Origin of the sequence: Paenibacillus silviterrae (assembly GCF_030167925.1) — a bacterium.
Classification (GTDB): Bacteria; Bacillota; Bacilli; order Paenibacillales; family NBRC-103111; genus Paenibacillus_G; species Paenibacillus_G silviterrae.
This window is the reverse complement of the sequence record NZ_JASKUT010000001.1, coordinates 901207-921737: the sequence shown is the minus strand read 5'-3', so window position 1 is coordinate 921737 and position 20531 is coordinate 901207. Positions and strand designations below refer to the sequence as shown.

Annotated in this window: 18 protein-coding genes; 10 read left to right on the top strand and 8 right to left on the bottom strand. The window is 55.6% G+C overall.

All coding sequences use genetic code 11. The features are described from left to right. Positions 1-903, top strand: a complete 903-nt coding sequence (locus QMO62_RS03815) for a LysR family transcriptional regulator (protein ID WP_284638789.1) — start codon at positions 1-3, stop codon at positions 901-903. A 73-nt stretch (positions 904-976) separates the two neighbouring features. Here QMO62_RS03815 and QMO62_RS03810 read toward each other — a convergent pair whose 3' ends face one another. Continuing rightward, the gene (locus QMO62_RS03810; RefSeq protein ID WP_284638788.1) at positions 977-1774 is read right to left on the bottom strand and encodes a carbon-nitrogen family hydrolase; all 798 of its coding nucleotides are present in this window, start codon (positions 1772-1774) and stop codon (positions 977-979) included. Positions 1775-1934: 160 nt separating this feature from the next. Between QMO62_RS03810 and QMO62_RS03805 the strand changes: the two genes are divergently transcribed. The 7 genes from QMO62_RS03805 (at position 1935) to mtnB (ending at position 9344) form a co-directional block, all read left to right on the top strand. Next, positions 1935-3137: a pyridoxal phosphate-dependent aminotransferase gene (locus tag QMO62_RS03805; protein ID WP_284638787.1), complete on the top strand. Its 1203-nt coding sequence runs from the start codon at positions 1935-1937 to the stop codon at positions 3135-3137. A 324-nt stretch (positions 3138-3461) separates the two neighbouring features. Next, the gene (gene proB / locus QMO62_RS03800; protein WP_284638786.1) at positions 3462-4589 is read left to right on the top strand and encodes a glutamate 5-kinase; all 1128 of its coding nucleotides are present in this window, start codon (positions 3462-3464) and stop codon (positions 4587-4589) included. 25 nt (positions 4590-4614) lie between these two features. Continuing rightward, positions 4615-5889: a glutamate-5-semialdehyde dehydrogenase gene (locus tag QMO62_RS03795; protein WP_284638785.1), complete on the top strand. Its 1275-nt coding sequence runs from the start codon at positions 4615-4617 to the stop codon at positions 5887-5889. 25 nt (positions 5890-5914) lie between these two features. Beyond that, a complete protein-coding gene (gene proC / locus QMO62_RS03790; RefSeq protein WP_284638784.1) occupies positions 5915-6784 on the top strand; it encodes a pyrroline-5-carboxylate reductase in 870 nt (289 codons plus the stop codon). Positions 6785-6802: 18 nt separating this feature from the next. After that, positions 6803-8044 (top strand): 2,3-diketo-5-methylthiopentyl-1-phosphate enolase, encoded by a 1242-nt coding sequence (locus QMO62_RS03785; RefSeq protein WP_284638783.1) that lies wholly within the window; start codon positions 6803-6805, stop codon positions 8042-8044. After that, a complete protein-coding gene (locus tag QMO62_RS03780) occupies positions 8041-8703 on the top strand; it encodes a 2-hydroxy-3-keto-5-methylthiopentenyl-1-phosphate phosphatase (protein WP_284638782.1) in 663 nt (220 codons plus the stop codon). The genes QMO62_RS03785 and QMO62_RS03780 overlap by 4 nt, the downstream gene beginning before the upstream one ends. After that, positions 8700-9344 (top strand): methylthioribulose 1-phosphate dehydratase, encoded by a 645-nt coding sequence (gene mtnB, locus QMO62_RS03775; RefSeq protein ID WP_284638781.1) that lies wholly within the window; start codon positions 8700-8702, stop codon positions 9342-9344. The genes QMO62_RS03780 and mtnB overlap by 4 nt, the downstream gene beginning before the upstream one ends. A 48-nt stretch (positions 9345-9392) precedes the next feature. On the opposite strand, the gene pyrE is transcribed toward mtnB, so the two are convergent. From pyrE to pyrR, 7 genes are all read right to left on the bottom strand, one after another. Next, a complete protein-coding gene (pyrE, locus tag QMO62_RS03770) occupies positions 9393-10049 on the bottom strand; it encodes an orotate phosphoribosyltransferase (RefSeq protein ID WP_284638780.1) in 657 nt (218 codons plus the stop codon). A 25-nt stretch (positions 10050-10074) separates the two neighbouring features. Next, positions 10075-10797, bottom strand: a complete 723-nt coding sequence (pyrF, locus tag QMO62_RS03765; RefSeq protein ID WP_284644851.1) for an orotidine-5'-phosphate decarboxylase — start codon at positions 10795-10797, stop codon at positions 10075-10077. A gap of 124 nt (positions 10798-10921) precedes the next feature. Next, complete coding sequence (gene carB, locus QMO62_RS03760; protein WP_284638779.1) at positions 10922-14131, bottom strand: carbamoyl-phosphate synthase large subunit; 3210 nt, start codon at positions 14129-14131, stop codon at positions 10922-10924. Then, entirely contained in the window at positions 14118-15293 is a 1176-nt protein-coding gene (locus tag QMO62_RS03755; protein WP_284638778.1) for a carbamoyl phosphate synthase small subunit, read from the bottom strand. Before QMO62_RS03755 ends, carB begins: the two co-directional genes overlap by 14 nt. 57 nt (positions 15294-15350) lie before the next feature. After that, complete coding sequence (gene pyrC, locus QMO62_RS03750; protein ID WP_284638777.1) at positions 15351-16637, bottom strand: dihydroorotase; 1287 nt, start codon at positions 16635-16637, stop codon at positions 15351-15353. A 72-nt stretch (positions 16638-16709) separates the two neighbouring features. Then, positions 16710-17618 carry an aspartate carbamoyltransferase catalytic subunit gene (locus QMO62_RS03745; protein WP_284638776.1) on the bottom strand — a complete coding sequence of 303 codons (909 nt, stop codon included), beginning with the start codon at positions 17616-17618 and terminating at the stop codon, positions 16710-16712. Continuing rightward, on the bottom strand, positions 17615-18184 hold the full coding sequence (gene pyrR, locus QMO62_RS03740; RefSeq protein WP_284638775.1) for a bifunctional pyr operon transcriptional regulator/uracil phosphoribosyltransferase PyrR: 570 nt from the start codon (positions 18182-18184) through the stop codon (positions 17615-17617). The genes QMO62_RS03745 and pyrR overlap by 4 nt, the downstream gene beginning before the upstream one ends. A 380-nt stretch (positions 18185-18564) precedes the next feature. Here pyrR and dapD point away from each other — a divergent pair, with 380 nt between their 5' ends. Together dapD and QMO62_RS03730 are read left to right on the top strand one after the other, a co-directional pair. After that, a complete protein-coding gene (dapD, locus tag QMO62_RS03735; RefSeq protein WP_372516643.1) occupies positions 18565-19278 on the top strand; it encodes a 2,3,4,5-tetrahydropyridine-2,6-dicarboxylate N-acetyltransferase in 714 nt (237 codons plus the stop codon). An 84-nt stretch (positions 19279-19362) separates the two neighbouring features. Next, positions 19363-20502, top strand: coding sequence for an N-acetyldiaminopimelate deacetylase (locus tag QMO62_RS03730; RefSeq protein ID WP_284638774.1), 1140 nt, complete (start codon positions 19363-19365; stop codon positions 20500-20502). Positions 20503-20531 lie beyond the last annotated feature (29 nt).

The following is a 20531-nucleotide window of genomic DNA, read 5'->3' as shown; positions in this document are numbered from 1 at the left end:
GTGGAGCTGCGACAGCTGCAATATGCCCTTCAGATTGCCATAGACAAAAACTTCTCCCGTGCGGCGGAGAAGCTTCATATTGCTCAGCCCTCTCTCAGCCAGCAGCTGTCCAAGCTGGAGAAGGAGCTCGGCGTTCTGCTGTTCCAGCGGACGACGAACTCCGTCGAAGTGACCCATGCCGGCTCCTTATTCGTAGAGAAAGCACAGTCGATTCTCGATATGGTCGAGCAGCTGAAGCGTGAGATGGAGGACATTTCCCAAATGCGCAAAGGCAAGCTCGTGGTAGGCAGCTTGCCGATTACCGGAGCCCATGTGCTTCCGCTTGTCCTCCCGGTATTTCAGACCCGCTACCCGGAGATCGAGATCGTGCTTGTGGAGGAAACCTCCGCCAATCTGGAGCATTTGACAGGTATTGGCCAGGTGGATATCAGCCTGCTCTCCCTGCCGCTTGCCGATGATTCCCTTACCTATGAAACGGTGATCGAGGAGCAGATCGTCCTGGCGCTGCCGCCGCAGCATCCGCTCACCCGTTCCGGGTCTGGGCATCCGATCGACATCGCCGCGCTGCGGAGCGAGCCCTTCATCGCCTTGAAAAAAGGGCAGGGCTTCCGCCAGATTACGCTGGAGCTTTGTCAGACGGCCGGCGGCTTCACTCCGAAGATCGTCTTTGAGAGCAGCAATATCGAGACAGTGCAATCGCTGGTGGCCGCCGGCATGGGCATTGCGTTCGTGCCGAACATGGTGTCCCGCGGCGGCTGGAGCGAGCTGACTCCCGCTTACCGTCCGCTGGCAACCCATCCGACAAGAACGCTGGTGATCGCATACCGGAAGGGACGTTATTTGTCCAAGGCCGTAGAGGCGTTCATGCATACGTTCCGTGAAGTAATGGAGCGGCAGGAGTAAGCTCAGGCACGTCCCGAATTATCAAAGAAGCCTTGAGCTGTCCGAACCGGATGCCCAAGGCTTCTTACTTTTATTAGTATAATGCAGGCCTGCGATCCTCGAAAATCGGGATCCGGCTTCGCACCTCCGGCACAGTCGAAAGGTCAATGGCAGTCCGGATGACCTGCTCCGTCCCATCGCCCTCTGCGAGCACCTCTCCCCACGGATCGATAACCATGGAATGACCGAAAAATTCGGTGGTGCCGCTAACGCCTACCCGATTGCACGATACGACGAACATTTGATTCTCGATTGCGCGCGCCTGAAGCAGCGTCCGCCAGTGATGCAGGCGCGGATTCGGCCATTCGGCCGGCACGAACAGGATTTGGGCTCCTCCCAGCGCCAGCTTGCGCGCGAGCTCCGGAAAGCGGATGTCGTAGCAGATCATCATTCCCGCCTGCACGCCGTCCAGCTGCAAGGCCCCTACGCGATCCCCGCTTTGGAGAAACTTCTCCTCATCCATCAGACGGAACAGATGAATTTTGGAGTAGTCCGCCACCCGCTCCCCTTCACGGTTATAGGCGTAGATCGTATTGTAGACGCCGTCGCTCCGCTTCTCCGCGATCGAGCCTCCTACGAGATTCACCCCGTGCTTACGGCTGAACGAGGACAATAGCTCGGAGGTTCTTTCTCCCATCGGATCCGCGAGCTCATCGATTCTCTCCAGCGCATAGCCTGTATTCCACATTTCCGGAAAAACAATGACATCCGGCTTTTCCTCATGCTGCACAGCTTGCTCCAGCAGCTCCTCCAGCTTCGCAAAATTCCGGTCTGGCTCCCCGATGGCAATGTCCATCTGCAGAAGCGCAATATTCCATCGCGTACTCATCATAGCAGCGCTCCCCTCGAATAATTAGTTTCTATGATAGTCTATGCATACGGGAAGATCAACGGCCCATCCTAGGAAAAGCATATACACCCCTGCCGTTTCGTGGTAAATTAATAGCTGTATGCTTAGCCGACTATACCTACATTGATGGAGTGAATTATAGATGAATATGAACAATCCGTACGTATCGGCTTTTCCCGTTACTCCGGCAGAGCGCATGCAGCACCTGCCGACACAATTTTTTGCCAAGCTGGTACGCAAGGCGAACGAGCAAATTGCAGCCGGCCATGATGTGATCAACCTGGGGCAAGGCAACCCGGACCGGCCTACGCCCCCTCATATTGTCAAGGCATTGCAGGAAGCTGCGGAAAACCCCCTATACCATAAGTATCCTCCCTTCAATGGGTTTCTTTTCCTGAAGCAAGCCGTCGCCCAGCGCTACCGCGAGGATTACGGTGTAGAGCTGGATCCGGAAACGGAAGTGGCCATTCTTTTCGGAGGCAAAACCGGCCTTGTGGAGATCGCCCAGTGCCTGCTGAACCCGGGTGACGTATGCCTGGTGCCTGACCCTGGATACCCCGATTACTGGTCGGGCGTCGCCCTCTCGGGTGCCCGGATGGCCTTCATGCCGCTAAGAGAGTCCAATGCCTTCCTGCCGGACTACTCGGCTTTATCTGCGGACGACGTGAATAAAGCGAAGCTGATGTTTATCAACTACCCGAACAATCCTACAGCGGTTTCCGCACCAGCTTCCTTCTATGAGGAAACGATTCGCTTCGCCGCACAGCACGGCATCGTCGTCGCGAGCGACTTCGCATACGGCGCTATCGGCTTCGACGGACAAAAGCCCGTAAGCTTCCTTCAGCTGCCGGGAGCCAAAGAGGTCGGCGTTGAATTTTACACCTTGTCCAAAACCTACAACATGGCCGGCTGGCGCGTCGGCTTCGCCCTTGGCAACCGCGAGGTCGTTCGTCTGATCAACCTCATTCAGGACCACTACTACTGCAGCTTGTTCGGTGGCATCCAGGTCGCTGCGGCCGCCGCGTTAACCGGTCCACAGGACTGCGTGGAACAGCTCGTTTCCGTTTATCAAAGCCGACGGGACGCGCTGTTCGGTGCGCTTGACCGCATCGGCTGGGAGGCGAACCGCTCCCAGGGCTCGTTCTTTACTTGGCTGCCGGTGCCCAAAGGCCATACCTCTTCCTCACTCGCAGATTTGCTGCTGGAGGAAGCGAAGATCGTCGTCGCCCCGGGCATCGGTTTTGGGGACCACGGCGAAGGCTATGTCCGCTTAGGTCTCCTTAGCTCGGAAGAGCGCCTGCAAGAGGCAGTCGATCGCGTAGCTAAGCTGCAGCTGTTCGGCTAAGATCGCCTTTACAAACAAAGGTTTGCATGCTATCCTATATAGAAAAACAAACGTTATGAAGGGAATAGTAGGAAAGTCCCCGCACGCGCAGAGAGTAAATTCCATCGGCTGCAAGAATTTACCGTGACCGCTTCCCGAACCCGCCCCGGAACGGCCAACGACGAGTTGGACGGTTGCCCTGCTGTTATTAGGGTGTGAGTAGGATGAACTTTTTTCATCAAGCAAGGTGGTACCGCGGAAGCTGCAGGCTTTCGTCCTTCATGGACGGAAGCCTTTTTTGATTTTGTTACATAAGCATTCAGTCGGAAAGAAGGGACTTATGCGATGCATACGATCGTTGTCAAAATCGGAAGCAGCTCTCTTACCTCGGACGAGGGCGGCTTAAACCGGGACAAAATTGAATTTTTTGCTCAGGAGCTTGCCTCGCTCCACCGGCAAGGCGAATCGGTTCTGCTCGTCACGTCGGGAGCGGTGGCGGCCGGCTTCCGGGAGATCGGCTACGCGAGCCGCCCCAAGCTGGTCCATGAGAAGCAGGCTTCCGCTTCCGTAGGGCAGGCGCTTCTGATGCAAGCCTATCAAGCGGCGTTCTCACGTCATGGCATTGGGGTCGGGCAGATTTTGCTGACCCGCTCCGATTTTTCCAACCGGAAACGAATTCACAATGCGCAAATGACGATTGAAGAGCTGCTGCGGCACAGCATCATCCCCATCATCAACGAGAACGATACGGTATCCGTTGACGAGCTGAAGTTCGGCGATAACGATACGCTCTCTGCCCTGGTAGCGAATCTGCTTCGGGCCCGCAAGCTGATCATTATTACCGATACGGAAGGCATTTACACCGAGGATCCCCGGAAAAATCCGGATGCGCAGCGCATCGACCGGATCGAGGAAATCAGCGAGGAGCTGTACCGGATGGCCGGAGGCTCCGGCTCCTCGGTCGGCACCGGCGGTATGCGCTCGAAGGTGGAGGCAGCGCGAATCGCCATGCGCGGCGGCGTCCCCGTCTTCGTCGGACGCGTTAACGAGCCGGGAGACCTGCTGCTTGCTGCAGAGGATCGAGGCAAAGGGACGTACTTCGTCACCAGTGAGCATAACCTCCCCGTCAAAAAGCAATGGCTGGGATTCCACTCCCAGCCGCAAGGCCGGGTGGTTGTCGATGACGGGGCGGAGCTCGCCATGGTTTCCGGCGGCCGCAGCCTCCTCCCCGCCGGTGTGCGGGAGGTGCAAGGAGAATTTCATCCGGGCGACGTCATTGAGGTCGTCAATCAGAGCCAACAGACGGTTGGCCGGGGTGTCGTCAATTACGCTTCCTGGCAGCTTCAAGCCGTTGCCGGCCTAAGCACTGAAGAAGTACAGAAGCGTATTGATGTCAACCGCATGGAAGTGATTCACCGGGATGAGTGGGTCACCCTGGCCATCTCCATGAAGCAGCGCGGCTCGGTAAACTAAACTTATAAGAAAGCGGGGAATGAATATGTCTCAACTCGAACAAACCATACAAGTAAGTGAAGTCGTACAAAAAGCGCGATTGGCGAAGCAAGCGGCACCTAAGCTGGCGCGTCTGACAACGGAACAGAAGAATGACGCTTTGCTCGCTATGGCCGACGCCCTTGTAACCGAGCAGGCTTCCATCATCGAAGCCAACGCCCTCGATCTCCAGCGCGGCCGCGAGAACGGCACAAGCACTTCCCTGCTCGATCGTTTGGCATTGAATGAGCAGCGCATAGCAGCTATGGCGGAAGGTCTCCGTCAGGTGGTGGAGCTTCCTGATCCCGTTGGAGATACCTTGGAGGAGTTCGCCCGTCCGAACGGTCTCCAGGTGCGCAAGGTACGCGTGCCTCTCGGCGTCATCGGCATGATCTACGAGGCGCGCCCGAACGTTACGGTGGATGCCGCAGGCCTGTGCCTCAAAACGGGCAACGCCGTTGTCCTGCGCGGCGGGTCCTCGGCACTAGAATCGAACCGCCGCATTGTCGAGGTGCTGCATGCCGCCCTTGCACAAACAGCCATGCCGGCTGACGGCTTGCAGCTTATTCTTGACCCGGATCGCGGCTCTGTCGACGAAATGCTGAAGCTGAACGGCCTGCTGGACGTAGTTATTCCACGGGGCGGCGCTTCCTTAATCCAGACCGTAGTCAAGAACGCCACCGTTCCCGTCATAGAAACCGGCGCCGGCATCTGCCATACCTTTGTGGATGAGAGCGCGGATCCCGATATGGCTTTGCAAATTGCCGTGAATGCCAAAGTTCAGCGCCCGTCGGTTTGCAATTCTATGGAGACGCTGCTGCTGCATAAGGGCTTCGCAGCCCTTCATTTGCCAACCGTTGCGAGCCGCTTCACCGATTTAAACGTAGAGCTTCGCGGTGACGAGAAGGCTGTGAGCGCCATTCCCGGCATCAAGTCGGCCGCGCCACAGGATTGGGACACCGAGTACAACGATTACATCCTGAATATTCGCATTGTGGATAGCCTGGAAGAAGCGCTGGAGCACATCCGTCTGCATGGAACGATGCATTCCGAGTGCATCGTTACGGAGAACGCAGACAATGCGGCTCGCTTCCTACATGAAGTGGATGCGGCAGCTGTATATCACAATGCCTCCACCCGCTTCACGGACGGCTTCGAGTTCGGCTTCGGCGCGGAGATCGGCATCAGCACACAGAAGCTTCATGCCCGCGGTCCTATGGGCTTGCCGGCGCTAACATCCACTAAATACATCGTCAGCGGCAGCGGCCAAGTGCGCGGCTAGCCCCTGACAAAGGGAGTAATGCTATATGTCTCTTACATTATCCGATTCGAAAATAACTTTCGTCGGCGCAGGCAGTATGGCGGAGGCCATCGTACGCGGACTCGTCTCCGTCCAGCCTGATTCCGCTGCGAACGTACACGTGACGAATCGTTCGAATACCGCACAGCTGGAAAAGCTTCATGAGCTTTACGGTGTACAGTACGTTACCGACCCGGCAGACAAAAACAAGGTCGTGCAGAACGCCGACATCGTTGTCCTCGCGTTCAAACCGAAAGATGCTGTGGAAGGCCTGATCGGGCTCAAGAGCTATCTGCGCAAGGAGCAGCTGATCGTATCGGTCATTGCCGGCCTCTCCATGGACACCATAGAAGCGATTTTGGGCGTATCGGGCCAGCCGATGGTCCGGACGATGCCGAACACCTCGAGTACGATCGGCCTCGGAGCAACGGGGCTTAGCTTCTCCCCGGCCGTGACGGAGGAGCAGCGTCAGCTCGCACTGGAAATGTTCGAAACCACGGGCATTGTTTCCGTTGTTAAGGAATCGCTGCTGGACATCGTTACCGGCGTCTCCGGCAGCGGCCCGGCTTACATTTACTACATGATGGAGGCTATGATTGCCGGAGGAGTCCAAGGAGGATTATCGCCGGAGGAAGCCCGGCGCTTAACCGTACAGACGGTGCTCGGAGCAGCCCAGATGGTAGAGACGACCGGCGAGGATCCGGCCGATCTCCGCCGTAAGGTGACCTCACCGAACGGCACGACGCAAGCCGCCCTGGAGAAGCTTGCATCCTACGAATTCGAGACCGCCGTGTCCCAAGCGGTCCTTCGGGCCGCGGAACGCGCATCGGAGATCGGCGCCGCCTTAAGCGACTCTGTCATTTCCAAATCCAAGTAAAGCAGGTGAAAACGAAAGATGAGCACATCCTACTCTAATTACTGCTTGGCTACTTATCGTCTGTACGATGAGAAAGCCGACTTTGATAAAAAAGCGCTCGGCATTGCCGTCGGTCTAACGGTCGGCAGCTGGACTGAGCTTCCTGAAGCAAAAAAAGCCGAAATGGAGAAGCATCTCGGACGTGTCGTCAAGGTAGAAGTCCATGAGCCTTCTGCAGGAGAACCGGCTTCGAGCCGTTATGCCGATATTCAGATCGCCTACCCTGACGTCAACTTCAGCCGGGACATCCCCGCACTGCTCGTGACCGTGTTCGGCAAGCTGTCCATGGACGGCCGGATCAAGCTGATTGATTTGGAGTTTTCGGAAGGCTTCCTGAGTGCTTTCCCCGGTCCGAAGTTCGGCATCCAAGGGGTGCGCAATTTGCTCGGCGTTCATGACCGCCCGTTATTGATGAGCATTTTCAAATCCGTCATCGGACATGATTTGCCTGCCTTGAAGGAGCAGTTCTACCTTCAGGCGGCCGGCGGCGTAGATTTGATTAAGGATGACGAAATCTTATTCGAAAACCCGCTGACGCCGATCGAGAAGCGTGTAGAGGCTTGCATGCAGGCTGCTGCACAGGCTGAACGGGAAACCGGACAAAAGCTGCTGTATGCCGTCAATCTGACCGGACCTACCTTCTCGCTTTTAGATCAAGCCAAGAAAGCGATTGACGCCGGAGCCAACGCCCTACTCTTTAACGTGCTGGCTTACGGCTATGATGCGCTCCACGAGCTAAGCCGCAACCCGGACATTCGCGTACCGATCATGGCTCATCCTGCGCTTGCGGGTGCCTTCTATCCGTCGCCTCATCATGGTATTGCCGCTAACGTACTGCTCGGCAAGCTCATGCGTCTGGCCGGGGCCGATTTGGTGCTGTTCCCCTCCCCTTACGGCTCTGTCGTCATGCCGCGGGAAGAGAACATGGCCATCAAGGAAGTGCTGCTGAATACCCAAGGCTCGCCGCTTAAGCAAAGCTTCCCTGTTCCCTCCGCCGGGATTCATCCGGGACTTGTGCCGCTGATCCTCAAGGACTTCGGCAGTGAAGTGATAGTGAACGCCGGCGGCGGCGTCCACGGCCATCCGATGGGCGCCATTGCCGGGGGCAAAGCGTTCCGTCAAGCCATCGACGGCGTGCTGAGCGGCCAATCCTTGCGCGAATACGCATCGCAGCATCCTGAGCTTCAGACAGCCATCGAGACCTGGGGGATCAAGGAATGACGAAGAAGCGCATCATTTTCTGCGATTTTGACGGGACGATCACTGTTAACGACAACATCGTCGCAATCATGAAGCATTTCAAACCGGAGGGCTGGGATACCCTGGTGGATCAGGTCATCTCCAAGCAGATCTCCATCCGCGAGGGGGTCGGCCGCATGTTCGCTCTGCTGCCGACCTCGATGAAGCAGGAAGTCATCGACTATGCGATCGGCAACGTAACGATCCGGGCGGGCTTTCAGGAGCTGCTCGACTATTGCAGGAAGGAAGCGATCACCTTCCTGGTTACGAGCGGCGGCATTGACTTTTTCGTGTACCCGGTATTATCCGAGTTTGCCATCCCTAAGGAAAGCATCTATTGCAACGGCAGCGACTTTGGAGGCGACCGCATTCGCATTACGTGGCCGCACGCATGCGACTCGCATTGCAGTAATGACTGCGGTATGTGCAAGACGACGATTATCCGATCCTATCCCGCAGAGGAATATCATCGCATTCTGATCGGTGACAGCGTGACGGATTTTGAAGGCGCCAAGCTGGTCGATACGGTGTTTGCCCGCTCTCATTTGATTCAAATGTGCGAGGAGCTCAGGCTCCCTTATGACAAATATGAGGACTTTTACGACGTAATTAACCGCTTAGAGGAGATGAAAGTGAAGTGAGCTACAGCAGCATTCGTTTGGAAGACAAACAGCAGGCTTTCGCCGAGCTGACGGAGATCAAGACGAATTTAGCCGCAAGAGGCTGGTTTCAAGGGACAAGCGGCAATTTATCCATTCGCGTCGGCGATTTCACGCCGGAGCAATTTGCTTTCGCCATCACGGCCAGCGGCAAAGATAAATCGGTTAATACTCCGTCGGACTATTTGCTCGTCGATCAGCAAGGTAAACCGATCGAGCCGACCTCATTGAAACCATCCGCCGAAACGTCGATCCACTGCGAAATTTATCGCCTGACGGGCTGCGGCGCCATTTTTCACGTACATACGGTATTTAATAACCTTGTCTCGGAGCTATTCTGGGAGCGCGGCTCGATACCGGTGGATGGCGTTGAGCTGATTAAGGCGTTTAACATTTGGGACGAGGAAGCGCATATCGAGATTCCGATTGTGCCGAATTACGCGGACGTCCCTCGTATTGCTCCTCTGATTGAAGGTGCGATGAAGCCCCGCATTCCAGGGATTATGCTTCGTAAGCACGGTATTTACGCCTGGGGTGCCAATGCCTTCGAGGCCAAGCGCCATCTGGAGGCGTTCGAGTTCCTGTTCGAGTATGTATACCGCTGGGAGCTGCTGAAAAAGTAGAAAAAAAAGCCTTAATCGATCACAGCTCGATTAAGGCTTTTTCTCAACTTACTTCCCGTACTCGCTTGGATTTGCGCGCCACGCCCGCAGCGCTTCCAGATCCTGCTCCTCAATGCTTCCCTGCTTCAAGGCAACGTCCACAAGCGTCGTGTAGTTGGTCAATGTCTCGAAGGGCACTCCCGCACCGTCGAACGCTTCCTTCGCTTTATCAAACTGATAGGAGAAAATGCCGAGCACCCCTAGCGATTGTGCTCCCGCTTCGTTTACAGCAAGAGCAACCTTCAGAGAGCTTCCCCCTGTGGAGATCAGGTCCTCGATTACCACGGTCTTTTGCCCCGGCTGAATGGCCCCTTCAATCAGGTTTTCCTTCCCGTGCCCTTTCGCTTTATCCCGCACGTAAACCATCGGCAGATTCAGCTTCTGCGCAACCCAAGCCGCGTGAGGAATGCCGCCTGTAGCCGCTCCGGCAATCATCTCCGCGTCGGGATAGTTCTCTTTAATCAGCTGGACGAAGCCATCCGCAATCATCTCTCGTACTTCAGGATAAGAGATAGTCAGCCGGTTATCACAGTAAATCGGGGATTTCAAACCCGAAGTCCAAGTAAACGGCTGGTTCGGACGAAGGGCTACCGCCCCGATCTTAAGCAAAGCCGCAGCAATATTTTCCGCCAGCTTCGGGTTCGTACGAATGGAATTAGCGCTCATGCGTTTGTACAACTCCTCGGTTATATTATTGGGAAACAGCGATCGCTTCGATAATCGATTCCAAGGCCGCTCTAGGGCTCGCAGCAGCCGTGATCGGCCTGCCGATGACCACATAGTCCGTTCCTTGACGGAACGCTTCCTCCGGCGTCATGACGCGGGACTGGTCGCCGATGTCTGCGCCGGCCGGCCGTATCCCCGGAGTTACCGTCACAAAGCTTGTCCCGCAGGCTTCTTTAATCCGTACCACCTCAAGCGGCGAAGCTACAACGCCATGCAAGCCGGCGGACCTCGCCAGCTCCGCATAACGAATCACGGCACTCTCCACCGAGCCTTGAATTCCAATTTCGCCGTTCAGGACCTCTTGACTTGTGCTGGTGAGCTGGGTAACCCCAATGACCACCGGCTTCACAGCACCGGCAGCCATCCCTTTGTCCACCCCTTCCAGCGCAGCCTCCATCATCTGCTTTCCGCCCGCGGCATGCACGTTAAACATATCGACGCCAAGACGCGTTACACTTTCAGAGCCGCCTTTCACGGTATTCGGGATATCATGCATCTTCAGATCCAGGAATACATGATATCCGCGTTCCTTCAGACTTGCCACAAATCCGGGACCGGCACTGTAAAACAGCTGCATTCCTACCTTCATCCAGCAAGGAATGCCTTGAAGGCTTTGTACGAGCGCCTCCGCTTGATCGGCTGTCGGATAATCTAGCGCCACCATAATTTTTGATGCTGCATTCGGCAGACTGGACAACGTGCTACTCCCCTTCCATATGGTGAAGGCAGTCCGAAGACCGCCTAAGCATGGGATTAGCACAGCCTCCTGGGAAGAATCCCCAGGCGCTGTGCTAATCGAACCTTGTTACTGCTTATACGTGTGCCGGCATAGCCGTCGATTGGAAGTTAATCGCCTCAAGCATATGCAGAAGCGCGTTGACCGTATCCAGCGACGTCATGCAAACCACACCGTTCTCAACCGCTTCACGGCGAATCCGGAAGCCGTCACGCTCCGGCGTTTTGCCTTTGGTCAGCGTATTGACGACGAAGTGAGCTTCTCCGTTGCGGATCAGGTCAAGAATGTTCGGCGTGCCTTCGCTCAGCTTGTTCACGCGGGTTACGCGCAATCCGGCTTGCTCCAGTGCATCGGCCGTACCGCCTGTTGCCACAATTTTGTAGCCCAGGTTGTAGAAGCCGCGAAGAATTTCCGTAGCCTCTTCCTTGTCCTTATCCGCTACCGTAGCGATAATCGCGCCGGTTGGCGGAATCTTCATGCCGGAGCCGATAAGGCCCTTATACAACGCCTTGCTGAAGTTCTTGTCGCGGCCCATGACTTCACCGGTCGATTTCATCTCCGGTCCTAGCGTCGTATCTACTCGGCGCAGCTTCGCGAAGGAGAAGACCGGCACCTTCACGGATACGAAATCATCCTCCGGCCACAAGCCCGTTTGATAGCCCATATCAGCGAGCTTCTCGCCCATGATCACGCGGGTAGCTACGTTGGCCATCGGTATTTTCGTAACCTTGCTGAGGAACGGTACGGTACGTGAGGAGCGCGGATTTACCTCGATCACATACACTTGCTCTTTATAGATAACGAATTGGATGTTGACCAAGCCGACAACCTGCAGGCCGCGGGCAATCTTCGTAGTAATTTCAATGATTTGCTGCTTAATGTTCTCCGAAACGGTTTGCGGAGGATATACCGCGATCGAGTCTCCGGAGTGAACCCCGGCGCGCTCGATATGCTCCATGATGCCTGGAATCAGAACGGTTTCCTTATCGCAGATCGCGTCAACCTCGACTTCCTTACCCAGCATGTAACGGTCGATCAGAACCGGATGCTCCGGATTGATTTTCACCGCATATTCCATGTAGCTGAGCAGCTCTTCGTCGGAATAGACGATCTCCATCGCACGACCGCCCAAGACGTAGGAAGGACGTACCAGCACCGGATAACCGAAGTTGGATGCCATGCCTACCGCCTGGTCGACCGAGGTTACCGTTCCGCCCGGCGGCTGAGCAATCTCAAGCTCGCGGAGCAGCGCTTCGAACTTCTTGCGGTCTTCCGCCGCATCGATGTTTTCCAGCTCCGTACCCAAGATCCGCACACCGGCTTTGGACAGCGGAGCGGCCAGGTTGATCGCCGTTTGCCCGCCGAACTGGACGATAACTCCCAGCGGCTGCTCGCGCTCGATCACGTTCATGACATCCTCGAAGAACAGCGGCTCAAAGTACAGACGGTCGGAGGTGCTGAAATCCGTCGATACGGTTTCCGGGTTGTTGTTAATGATAACCGCCTCGTAGCCCGCCTTCTGGATCGCCCATACGGCATGCACCGTGGAGTAGTCGAACTCAATCCCTTGACCGATACGGATCGGACCGGAGCCTAGGACAACGACCTTCTGCTTCGTTGTTTCGGTCACTTCATCCTCCGTCTCGTAGGTCGAATAGTAGTACGGTGTCGTAGCTTCAAACTCGGCCGCGCACGTATCTACCATTTTGTAAACCGGCTTGATATTCAAGCTCTTGCGGTATGCCCGAATCTCCAGCTCGTTCGTGTAGGTGCTTAGGCCCGCCTTCGTGCGAAGCTCGGCGATAGCGCGGTCCGTGAAGCCTTTGCGCTTCGCTTGATACACGAGTTCTTCGGTAAGCTCAGCCTGCTGAAGCTCCTCTTCAAACTTGATGAGACCTTCCAGCTTGTGCAGGAACCACCAGTCCACATGCGTCAAATCTTGCAGCTGCTGTACGGTATACCCGCGGCGCAGAGCCTCAGCGATCAGGAAGATGCGCTCATCGTCCGGCTTGATCAGGCGCGCTTCCAGGGTTGCTTGGTCAAGGCCTTCGGCATCCTTCAGGTAGAGACGGTGCACACCGATCTCCAGGGAACGAACCGCTTTGTGAATCGATTCCTCGAAGGTGCGGCCGATCGCCATCACCTCGCCTGTCGCTTTCATCTGCGTGCCGAGCTTGCGGTTGGCTGCCGTAAATTTATCGAATGGCCAGCGCGGGATTTTGGAAACGATATAATCCAGCGTAGGCTCAAAGCATGCGTAGGTTTGACCCGTTACCGGGTTGACGATTTCATCCAGCGTGTAGCCGATTGCGATTTTGGCCGCCATCTTGGCGATCGGGTAGCCTGTCGCCTTGGAAGCAAGCGCAGAGGAGCGGCTTACGCGCGGATTTACTTCGATAACATAATATTGATAGCTGAGCGGATCCAAGGCGAACTGTACGTTACATCCGCCCTCGATGTTCAGGGCGCGAATGATTTTGAGCGATGCCGAGCGAAGCATTTGATACTCGCGATCGGACAGCGTTTGGCTCGGCGCAACTACGATACTGTCTCCCGTATGTACGCCTACCGGGTCGAAGTTTTCCATGTTACAGACGACGATACAGTTGTCGTTCGCATCACGCATGACCTCGTATTCGACTTCCTTCATGCCGGCGATGCTCTTCTCGATCAAGCACTGATTAATCGGGCTGTAGCGGATTCCGGAAGCAACCGTTTCAAGCAGCTCTTCTTCGGTGGCGCAAATTCCGCCGCCTGTACCGCCAAGGGTGTAGGCAGGACGTACGATGATCGGGTACCCGATTTCATTGGCGAAATTGAGCGCCTCTTGCACGGTTGTAACGATCGTGCTCTCCGGAACCGGCTGCTCCAGCTCGCGCATCAGGTCGCGGAACAGGTCGCGGTCCTCCGCCTTCTCAATGGCGGTAAGCTGTGTACCGAGCAGCTTCACGTTCTCGCGCTCGAGGACGCCTGCGCGGGCCAATTCAACGGCCATGTTCAGGCCCGTTTGACCGCCGAGGGTAGGCAGCAAGCCGTCCGGACGCTCTTGGCGGATGATTTGGGTAACGAAGTCCAGTGTAATCGGCTCGATGTACACCTTATCGGCCATATTCGTATCGGTCATGATGGTTGCCGGGTTGCTGTTGATCAGGACAACCTCCATACCTTCTTCCTTCAGCGCTTGGCACGCCTGCGTACCTGCATAGTCGAACTCAGCCGCCTGGCCGATAACGATCGGACCGGAGCCGATAACGAGAATTTTTTTGAGTTCTTTATTTTTGGGCATACGAGAATTCTCCTTTCGATGCTGCAGTTGCCGCTTTTTGCGCTTGATAAGCCGCCGCGATCCGGGCTTGTCTGGATTCCTGCGGGTTGTTTTCTTTGTGATCGCGGATCATTTGGATAAAGTCGTCGAACAGATAGCTGGAATCGAACGGTCCAGGTGCCGCCTCCGGATGGTATTGCACGGAGAACGCCGGATATTTCTTATGACGCAGACCTTCGATCGTCCGGTCGTTGTTGTTGATGTGCGTTACTTCCAAATCCGTTCCCGCAATGGAGTCTTCCTTCACCGTGTAGCCATGGTTTTGGGAAGTGATGTAGCAGCGGCCGGTTTGGAGATCCTTCACCGGATGGTTGCCGCCGCGATGACCGAATTTCAGCTTCTCGGTATCGGCGCCGCTGGCGAGAGCGAACAGCTGATGTCCGAGGCAGATACCGAAGATCGGGAATTCGCCGAGCAGCTCTGCGATCATCTTCGAACCATGAGCTACATCCTTCGGATCCCCAGGGCCGTTGGACAACAGAATGCCGTCCGGTGCTAGTCTGCGGATTTGCTCCGCCGTCGTGTCGTGAGGCACAACCACGATGTCGCAGCCGCGCTTGCTCAAGTCACGCATGATGCCGCTCTTGGAGCCGAAGTCAACCAGCACGACGCGTTCCTTCGTTCCCGGTGAGCTGTAGACGCTTTTAGTAGAAACGCGAGGCACTTGATCCGTCATCAAAGAAGCGCCCTTCATTTGCTCCAGCAGCTCTTCTACACGCTTCGTGGAGGTCGTCAGGATCCCCTTCATTACGCCGTGGTGGCGGATCCTTCTTGTCAGCATCCGGGTATCAATGCCGCTGATCCCTACGATACCGTACTCCTTCAGCAGGCTGTCGAGCGAATACTCCGCTCTCCAGTTGCTGGGCACCATTTCGTGCTCGCGAACGACGAACCCGTGAATAAAAGGACGGATCGACTCGAAGTCGTCACGGGCAATGCCGTAGTTTCCGATAAGCGGATATGTCATCGTTACGATCTGGCCGCAATAGGACGGATCGGAAAGCACCTCTTGATAGCCTGTAATTCCTGTATTGAAAACAACCTCACCGATCGACTCGCCTTCGCTGCCGAATGCTTTTCCGGTAAATACGGTTCCGTCTTCCAAAATCAATCTTGCCTGCATTCCTTTTCAACTCCCCAAAGTTGTTAGTCTATCCTTGACTGCATCGTCATCGCAAAATTATTCCGACCAGACGACCTTTCCTTCCACGATCGTTGCGGTCGGCCAGCCTTTCAGCTTCCAGCCGGTAAACGGCGTGTTCCGTCCCTTGGAGGCGAACTCCGCAGGGTTCACTTCTTTTTCGGTTTCGAGATCAATGATCGTGATGTCCGCCGTTTTGCCCGGCTCCAGCGTACCCCATGGCAGTCCGAACACGTCCGCCGGGAGCTTCGTCATTTTGTCGACAAGGAACTGCAGCGTCCACTTGCCGGTGGCCACGAATTTGGTGTAGAGCAGCGGGAAGGCCGTCTCAAAACCTACGATGCCGAAAGGTGCGAGCTGCATCCCTTTTGCCTTCTCTTCCTCGCTGTGAGGAGCATGGTCGGTTACGACGATATCGAGCGTTCCGTCCTCCAAGCCCTCGATGCAAGCCTGCACATCACGCGGTGTACGCAGCGGCGGGTTCATTTTCCAATTGGCATCCATGCTGTCGGGTATGTCCTCGTCCGAGAGCAGCAGATGGTGAGGACAAACCTCAGCCGTCACCTTGATGCCGATCTGCTTCGCTTGGCGAATGAGCCGTACCGACTGCTCCGTACTGACGTGGCACACATGGTAGTGAACCCCCGTTGCCTCTGCTAGCAAAATATCCCGTCCGACATGGATCGCTTCGGATTCGTTCGGGATTCCCTTCAACCCGTGCTTCCGGGCGAAGGCGCCCTCGGAAACGGCCGCTCCTTCCACCAGCGTGTTGTCCTCGCAGTGAGCGATGATCGGCATGCCGATCGACGCCGCCTTGGCCATCGCATCCTTCATCATCTGTGCACTTTGCACACCGACGCCGTCATCGGTATAGCCGATGACCCCGGCTTCCTTCAGCGCGTCAAAGTCCGTCAGCTCGCGGCCAAGCTCGTTCTTCGTTATGCAGCCGTACGGCAGCACGCGAACGATGCCCTCGGTGCGGGCTTTATCCAACACCAGCTGCACCGTGTCCACGGTATCGATTACCGGACGCGTATTCGGCATGCACGCAATCGTAGTAAAGCCGCCGCGTGCCGCAGAGCGGGTTCCCGTTGCGATTGTTTCCTTATGTTCAAAGCCCGGCTCTCGCAAATGCACGTGCATATCGATCAGCCCCGCCGTTACCAGCTTGCCTGCTGCATCAATGATTTCGTGTCCTGTCGTATCCGACAGGCCCGCGCCTGCCTCTACGATTTGCTTGACGACGCCGTCTTCCATGAAAATATGTTTGCTTGCGAGCTCATTCCCTGCTGCCACTGTTTTTGCATTGATAATCCAAACGCCCATGAGAACCTCCTATAACGTATGCTTCCACTTTTTGTCCTGCATCTATCCCGTTGATTTTGCTCTCCGCTTGCGTTAGCTTAAGGCTCTCTCGATAACCGCCATGCGAATGGGAACCCCATGACCCATCTGCGCGAAAATTTTGGATTTCGGACATTCCACCAGCTCGTCATCGATTTCCACATTGCGGTTAAACGGAGCCGGGTGCATGATGATCGCATGAGGCGCCATCCGGGAAGCCCGCTCCGCCGTCAGGCCGTATGCCGCCCGATACTCCTCGGGCGCTCCGAAGATCGAGCCCTCGTGGCGTTCCAGCTGCACACGCAGCATCATGACGACGTCGGCCTTCAAGGCCTCTTCGATCGGCACATACGGCGCGTGCTCGCTCAGCTCGGCAGCCTGCATGGTCGGCGGCGCGCAGAAGCTCACTTTCGCCCCGAGCGTCTGCAGCGCCCAAAGGTTCGAACGGGCTACCCGGCTGTGCTGAATGTCGCCGATGATGGCCACATGAAGTCCCCGGAGTTCCCCGAACTGCTTGCGCATCGTGTACAGATCAAGCAGCGCTTGTGTCGGATGCTCGTTGTTGCCGTCCCCTGCATTGATCAGAGGCACCTTGATCTTCTCGGCCAGCTCGGCAAGCAAGCCGTTTGGTTTCATCCGGATCACGCCGGCGTCAATGCCCATCGATTCGAGCGTTCTGACGGTATCGTAGATCGATTCGCCTTTTTGCACACTGGACACGGCTGCCGCGAAATTCAGCACCTCCGCGCCCAGCCGCTTCTCGGCAACCTCGAAGGAAAACCTGGTTCTTGTACTGTTCTCAAAAAACATGTTGGCCACAAAGCGTCCTTGCAGCTGATTCGTCACTTTCACAGGATGATTCTCCCAATAGGCGGCGCGGTCCAGTATGGAGTAAAGCTCGTTTGCGCTCATGCCTTTTGTGCCAAGGAGATGCTTCCCTTCTAGCGTTTGCAGCGATGTCATTCGTTTGGCCTCCTCTGTCCGGTAATTACAACCTGATCGATGCCGTCAAGCTCCTGTACCTGTACCTCAATGCTTTCCATCCGCGAGGTCGGGATGTTCTTTCCTATATAATCGGGACGAATCGGCAGCTCCCGGTGCCCTCTGTCAACCAGTACCGCCAGTTGAATCATTTGCGGTCTGCCGAGATCCATCAGTGCGTCCATCGCTGCTCTTACTGTGCGCCCTGTATAAAGTACATCGTCGAACAGGATCAGCTTCTTGTTATGCACTTCCAAGGCGTCGAGCTGCTCGGCGCCGGCCGCTTCTTCGCCGTTACCGACCAAGGCGGATGCCGCCACTCGGTCGTCCCGGTACCTCGTTACGTCAATTTCACCGACCTGCGCGGGAATCCCTTCAATCTCCCGGATCCGGTCAGCCACTCGCTGAGCCAGATAAATGCCTCTCGTACGAATGCCGATCAGCATGCAGTTCTCGAAGCCTTTATTCTTCTCGATGATCTCGTGTGCAATCCTCGTTAATGCCCGTCTTATGGCGGTTTCGTCCATCAGCACGTGCGCTTCTTGCATAGTTCCGTTCCTCCTCGCCTGCAGGATCCGTGCGAATTCCAGACCATTACGCAAAAAAACCTTGCCGTTTATTCGGCAAGGTTAGAGCACACCAGATTAGAACCGTCCTTTGGACATACATAACAACAGGATACACCTGCTTCATGTACGTAAGAAACGTCCTATCAGATCGTTCACCTTGCCAGCCTCACGGGACTGTATTTAAAGGTGCTATTCGGTTACAAGCATTATCCCACGTTCGACAACGCTTGTCAATAGGATTTGTCGCCCCCTGTCGGAAGCCCATGGTCCAAGCATTGCCAGTCCCGCTCATTTATGCTATAAAAGATGTAGTTCGTGCTTACCACGGCATTATGTACATAAGGAGCTGGATTCGAATCATGTCCATCGAAATGAATACAGAAGAAGTCATTAATCTCATTAAAACCAGCAAAAAGAAAACTCCAGTGAAAGTATATGTGAAAGGCGATCTCGCATCCGTTGATTTCGGTGCCGGCATCCAAACCTTCATCACCGGCAACAGCGGCGTTGTGTTCGGCGAATGGACCGAAGTGAAAGCCGTTCTCGATGCCAATAGCGCGAAGATCGAAGACTATGTAGTGGAAAATGACCGCCGCAACTCCGCTATTCCTTTGCTTGATCTGAAAAACATCAACGCACGCATCGAGCCGGGCGCGGTGATCCGCGAGATGGTAGGCATCGGCGACAACGCCATCATCATGATGGGCGCCGTCATCAACATCGGTGCATCCATCGGCTCCGGTACGATGATTGATATGGGCGTCGTCATCGGCGGACGGGTAAAGGTCGGCAACATGTGTCACATCGGCGCAGGCTCCGTTCTTGCCGGCGTGATCGAACCGCCATCCGCACAGCCTGTTGTGATCGAGGATGACGTAATGATCGGTGCGAATGCGGTAGTACTGGAAGGCGTTCGCGTAGGCAAAGGCTCCGTTGTAGCGGCAGGTGCCGTAGTCGTTGAAGACGTTCCTGAGTACACGGTCGTTGCAGGTACGCCTGCTCGCGTGATCAAGAAGGTTGACGACAAGACCAAGTCCAAGACCGAAATCTTGAAAGAGCTTCGCACTCTGTAATAAAATAAAGCAAAAGCCTGAAGGCTCGGCGCCGTACGCCGGGCTTTTTTGCACAAAGACGCATACCGCGAGGAGGACCATGGAATGACTTCGGCTGACATATCTGCATTCGTGCGCATTCGCAGGGATCTGCATCAAATTCCGGAGCCCGGCTTTCTGGAATTCAAAACGCAGCGTTATTTACTGGATTATATCAACACGTTACCTAAAGATAGACTGGAACTCCGCACCTGGCGCACCGGCGTTCTGGTGAAGGTCAGAGGAACGAACCCGCAGCGGTGTTTCGGCTACAGGGCGGACATGGACGGCCTTCCGATCAACGAGGATACGGGCTATGATTTCCGCTCCTCCCATCCCGGGTACATGCATGCTTGCGGCCATGATATGCATATGGCTATCGGCCTCGGCATTTTGACCCATTTTGTCCGAAACCCGATTCGCGATGATATCACCTTCCTGTTCCAGCCCGCGGAAGAAGGACCTGGCGGTGCCGAGCCCATGCTGGAAAGTGAGCAGCTAAGCGATTGGATGCCCGATCAAATCGTCGCGCTGCATATTGCGCCGGAGTATCCTGTAGGCACGATCGCGATCAAGCCGGGCATCCTGTTTGCCAACACCTCAGAGCTATTCATTGATCTGAAGGGCACTGGAGGACATGCCGCTTTTCCTCATAAGGCCAATGATATGATCATCGCCGCATGCCAGCTGGTGGGACAGCTTCAGACGATCGTTTCGCGGAATGTCAACCCTCTGGATTCCGCTGTTATTACGATCGGCAAGATGGAGGGTGGAACGAAGCAGAACATCATAGCGGAGACGGCACGGCTGGAAGGAACCATTCGAACGCTGTCCAAGGACAACATGGACCTGGTCAAGAAGCGGATTGAAGCGGTAGTCGGAGGAATTGAAGCGTCCTTCGACTGCAAAGCGCAGATTGATTACGGCGCTAATTATCGACAGGTGTATAACAATGAAGAAGTCACCAAGGAATTCATGCATTGGCTCGACCAGCGCGTCGACGATGTTCGGCTGTTTGAATGCACCGAAGCAATGACCGGCGAGGATTTCGGATACTTCCTGGAGAGGATACCCGGCTTCATGTTCTGGTTGGGCGTCAACACTCCGTATGGATTGCATCATGCCAAGATCGAACCGGATGAGCAAGCGATGGACGTTGCCATTCGTGTCGTGACCGATTATTTCACTTGGAAAAGCTCGCAGTAAGCGCCCTTACGCAAAAAGCGCCTGCCTCT

What these genes read in the sequence shown, in the direction of transcription:
- QMO62_RS03805 (WP_284638787.1), top strand. Translation starts at nt 1,935, where the DNA reads ATGAATATGAACAATCCGTACGTATCGGCTTTTCCCGTTACTCCGGCA.
- proC (WP_284638784.1), top strand. Translation starts at nt 5,915, where the DNA reads ATGTCTCTTACATTATCCGATTCGAAAATAACTTTCGTCGGCGCAGGC.
- QMO62_RS03780 (WP_284638782.1), top strand. Translation starts at nt 8,041, where the DNA reads ATGACGAAGAAGCGCATCATTTTCTGCGATTTTGACGGGACGATCACT.
- QMO62_RS03795 (WP_284638785.1), top strand. Translation starts at nt 4,615, where the DNA reads ATGTCTCAACTCGAACAAACCATACAAGTAAGTGAAGTCGTACAAAAA.
- proB (WP_284638786.1), top strand. Translation starts at nt 3,462, where the DNA reads ATGCATACGATCGTTGTCAAAATCGGAAGCAGCTCTCTTACCTCGGAC.
- pyrC (WP_284638777.1), bottom strand. Translation starts at nt 16,637, where the DNA reads ATGGGCGTTTGGATTATCAATGCAAAAACAGTGGCAGCAGGGAATGAG.
- QMO62_RS03810 (WP_284638788.1), bottom strand. Translation starts at nt 1,774, where the DNA reads ATGATGAGTACGCGATGGAATATTGCGCTTCTGCAGATGGACATTGCC.
- QMO62_RS03755 (WP_284638778.1), bottom strand. Translation starts at nt 15,293, where the DNA reads ATGCAGGCAAGATTGATTTTGGAAGACGGAACCGTATTTACCGGAAAA.
- carB (WP_284638779.1), bottom strand. Translation starts at nt 14,131, where the DNA reads ATGCCCAAAAATAAAGAACTCAAAAAAATTCTCGTTATCGGCTCCGGT.
- pyrR (WP_284638775.1), bottom strand. Translation starts at nt 18,184, where the DNA reads ATGCAAGAAGCGCACGTGCTGATGGACGAAACCGCCATAAGACGGGCA.
- pyrE (WP_284638780.1), bottom strand. Translation starts at nt 10,049, where the DNA reads ATGAGCGCTAATTCCATTCGTACGAACCCGAAGCTGGCGGAAAATATT.
- QMO62_RS03730 (WP_284638774.1), top strand. Translation starts at nt 19,363, where the DNA reads ATGACTTCGGCTGACATATCTGCATTCGTGCGCATTCGCAGGGATCTG.
- QMO62_RS03745 (WP_284638776.1), bottom strand. Translation starts at nt 17,618, where the DNA reads ATGACATCGCTGCAAACGCTAGAAGGGAAGCATCTCCTTGGCACAAAA.
- QMO62_RS03785 (WP_284638783.1), top strand. Translation starts at nt 6,803, where the DNA reads ATGAGCACATCCTACTCTAATTACTGCTTGGCTACTTATCGTCTGTAC.
- dapD (WP_372516643.1), top strand. Translation starts at nt 18,565, where the DNA reads ATGTCCATCGAAATGAATACAGAAGAAGTCATTAATCTCATTAAAACC.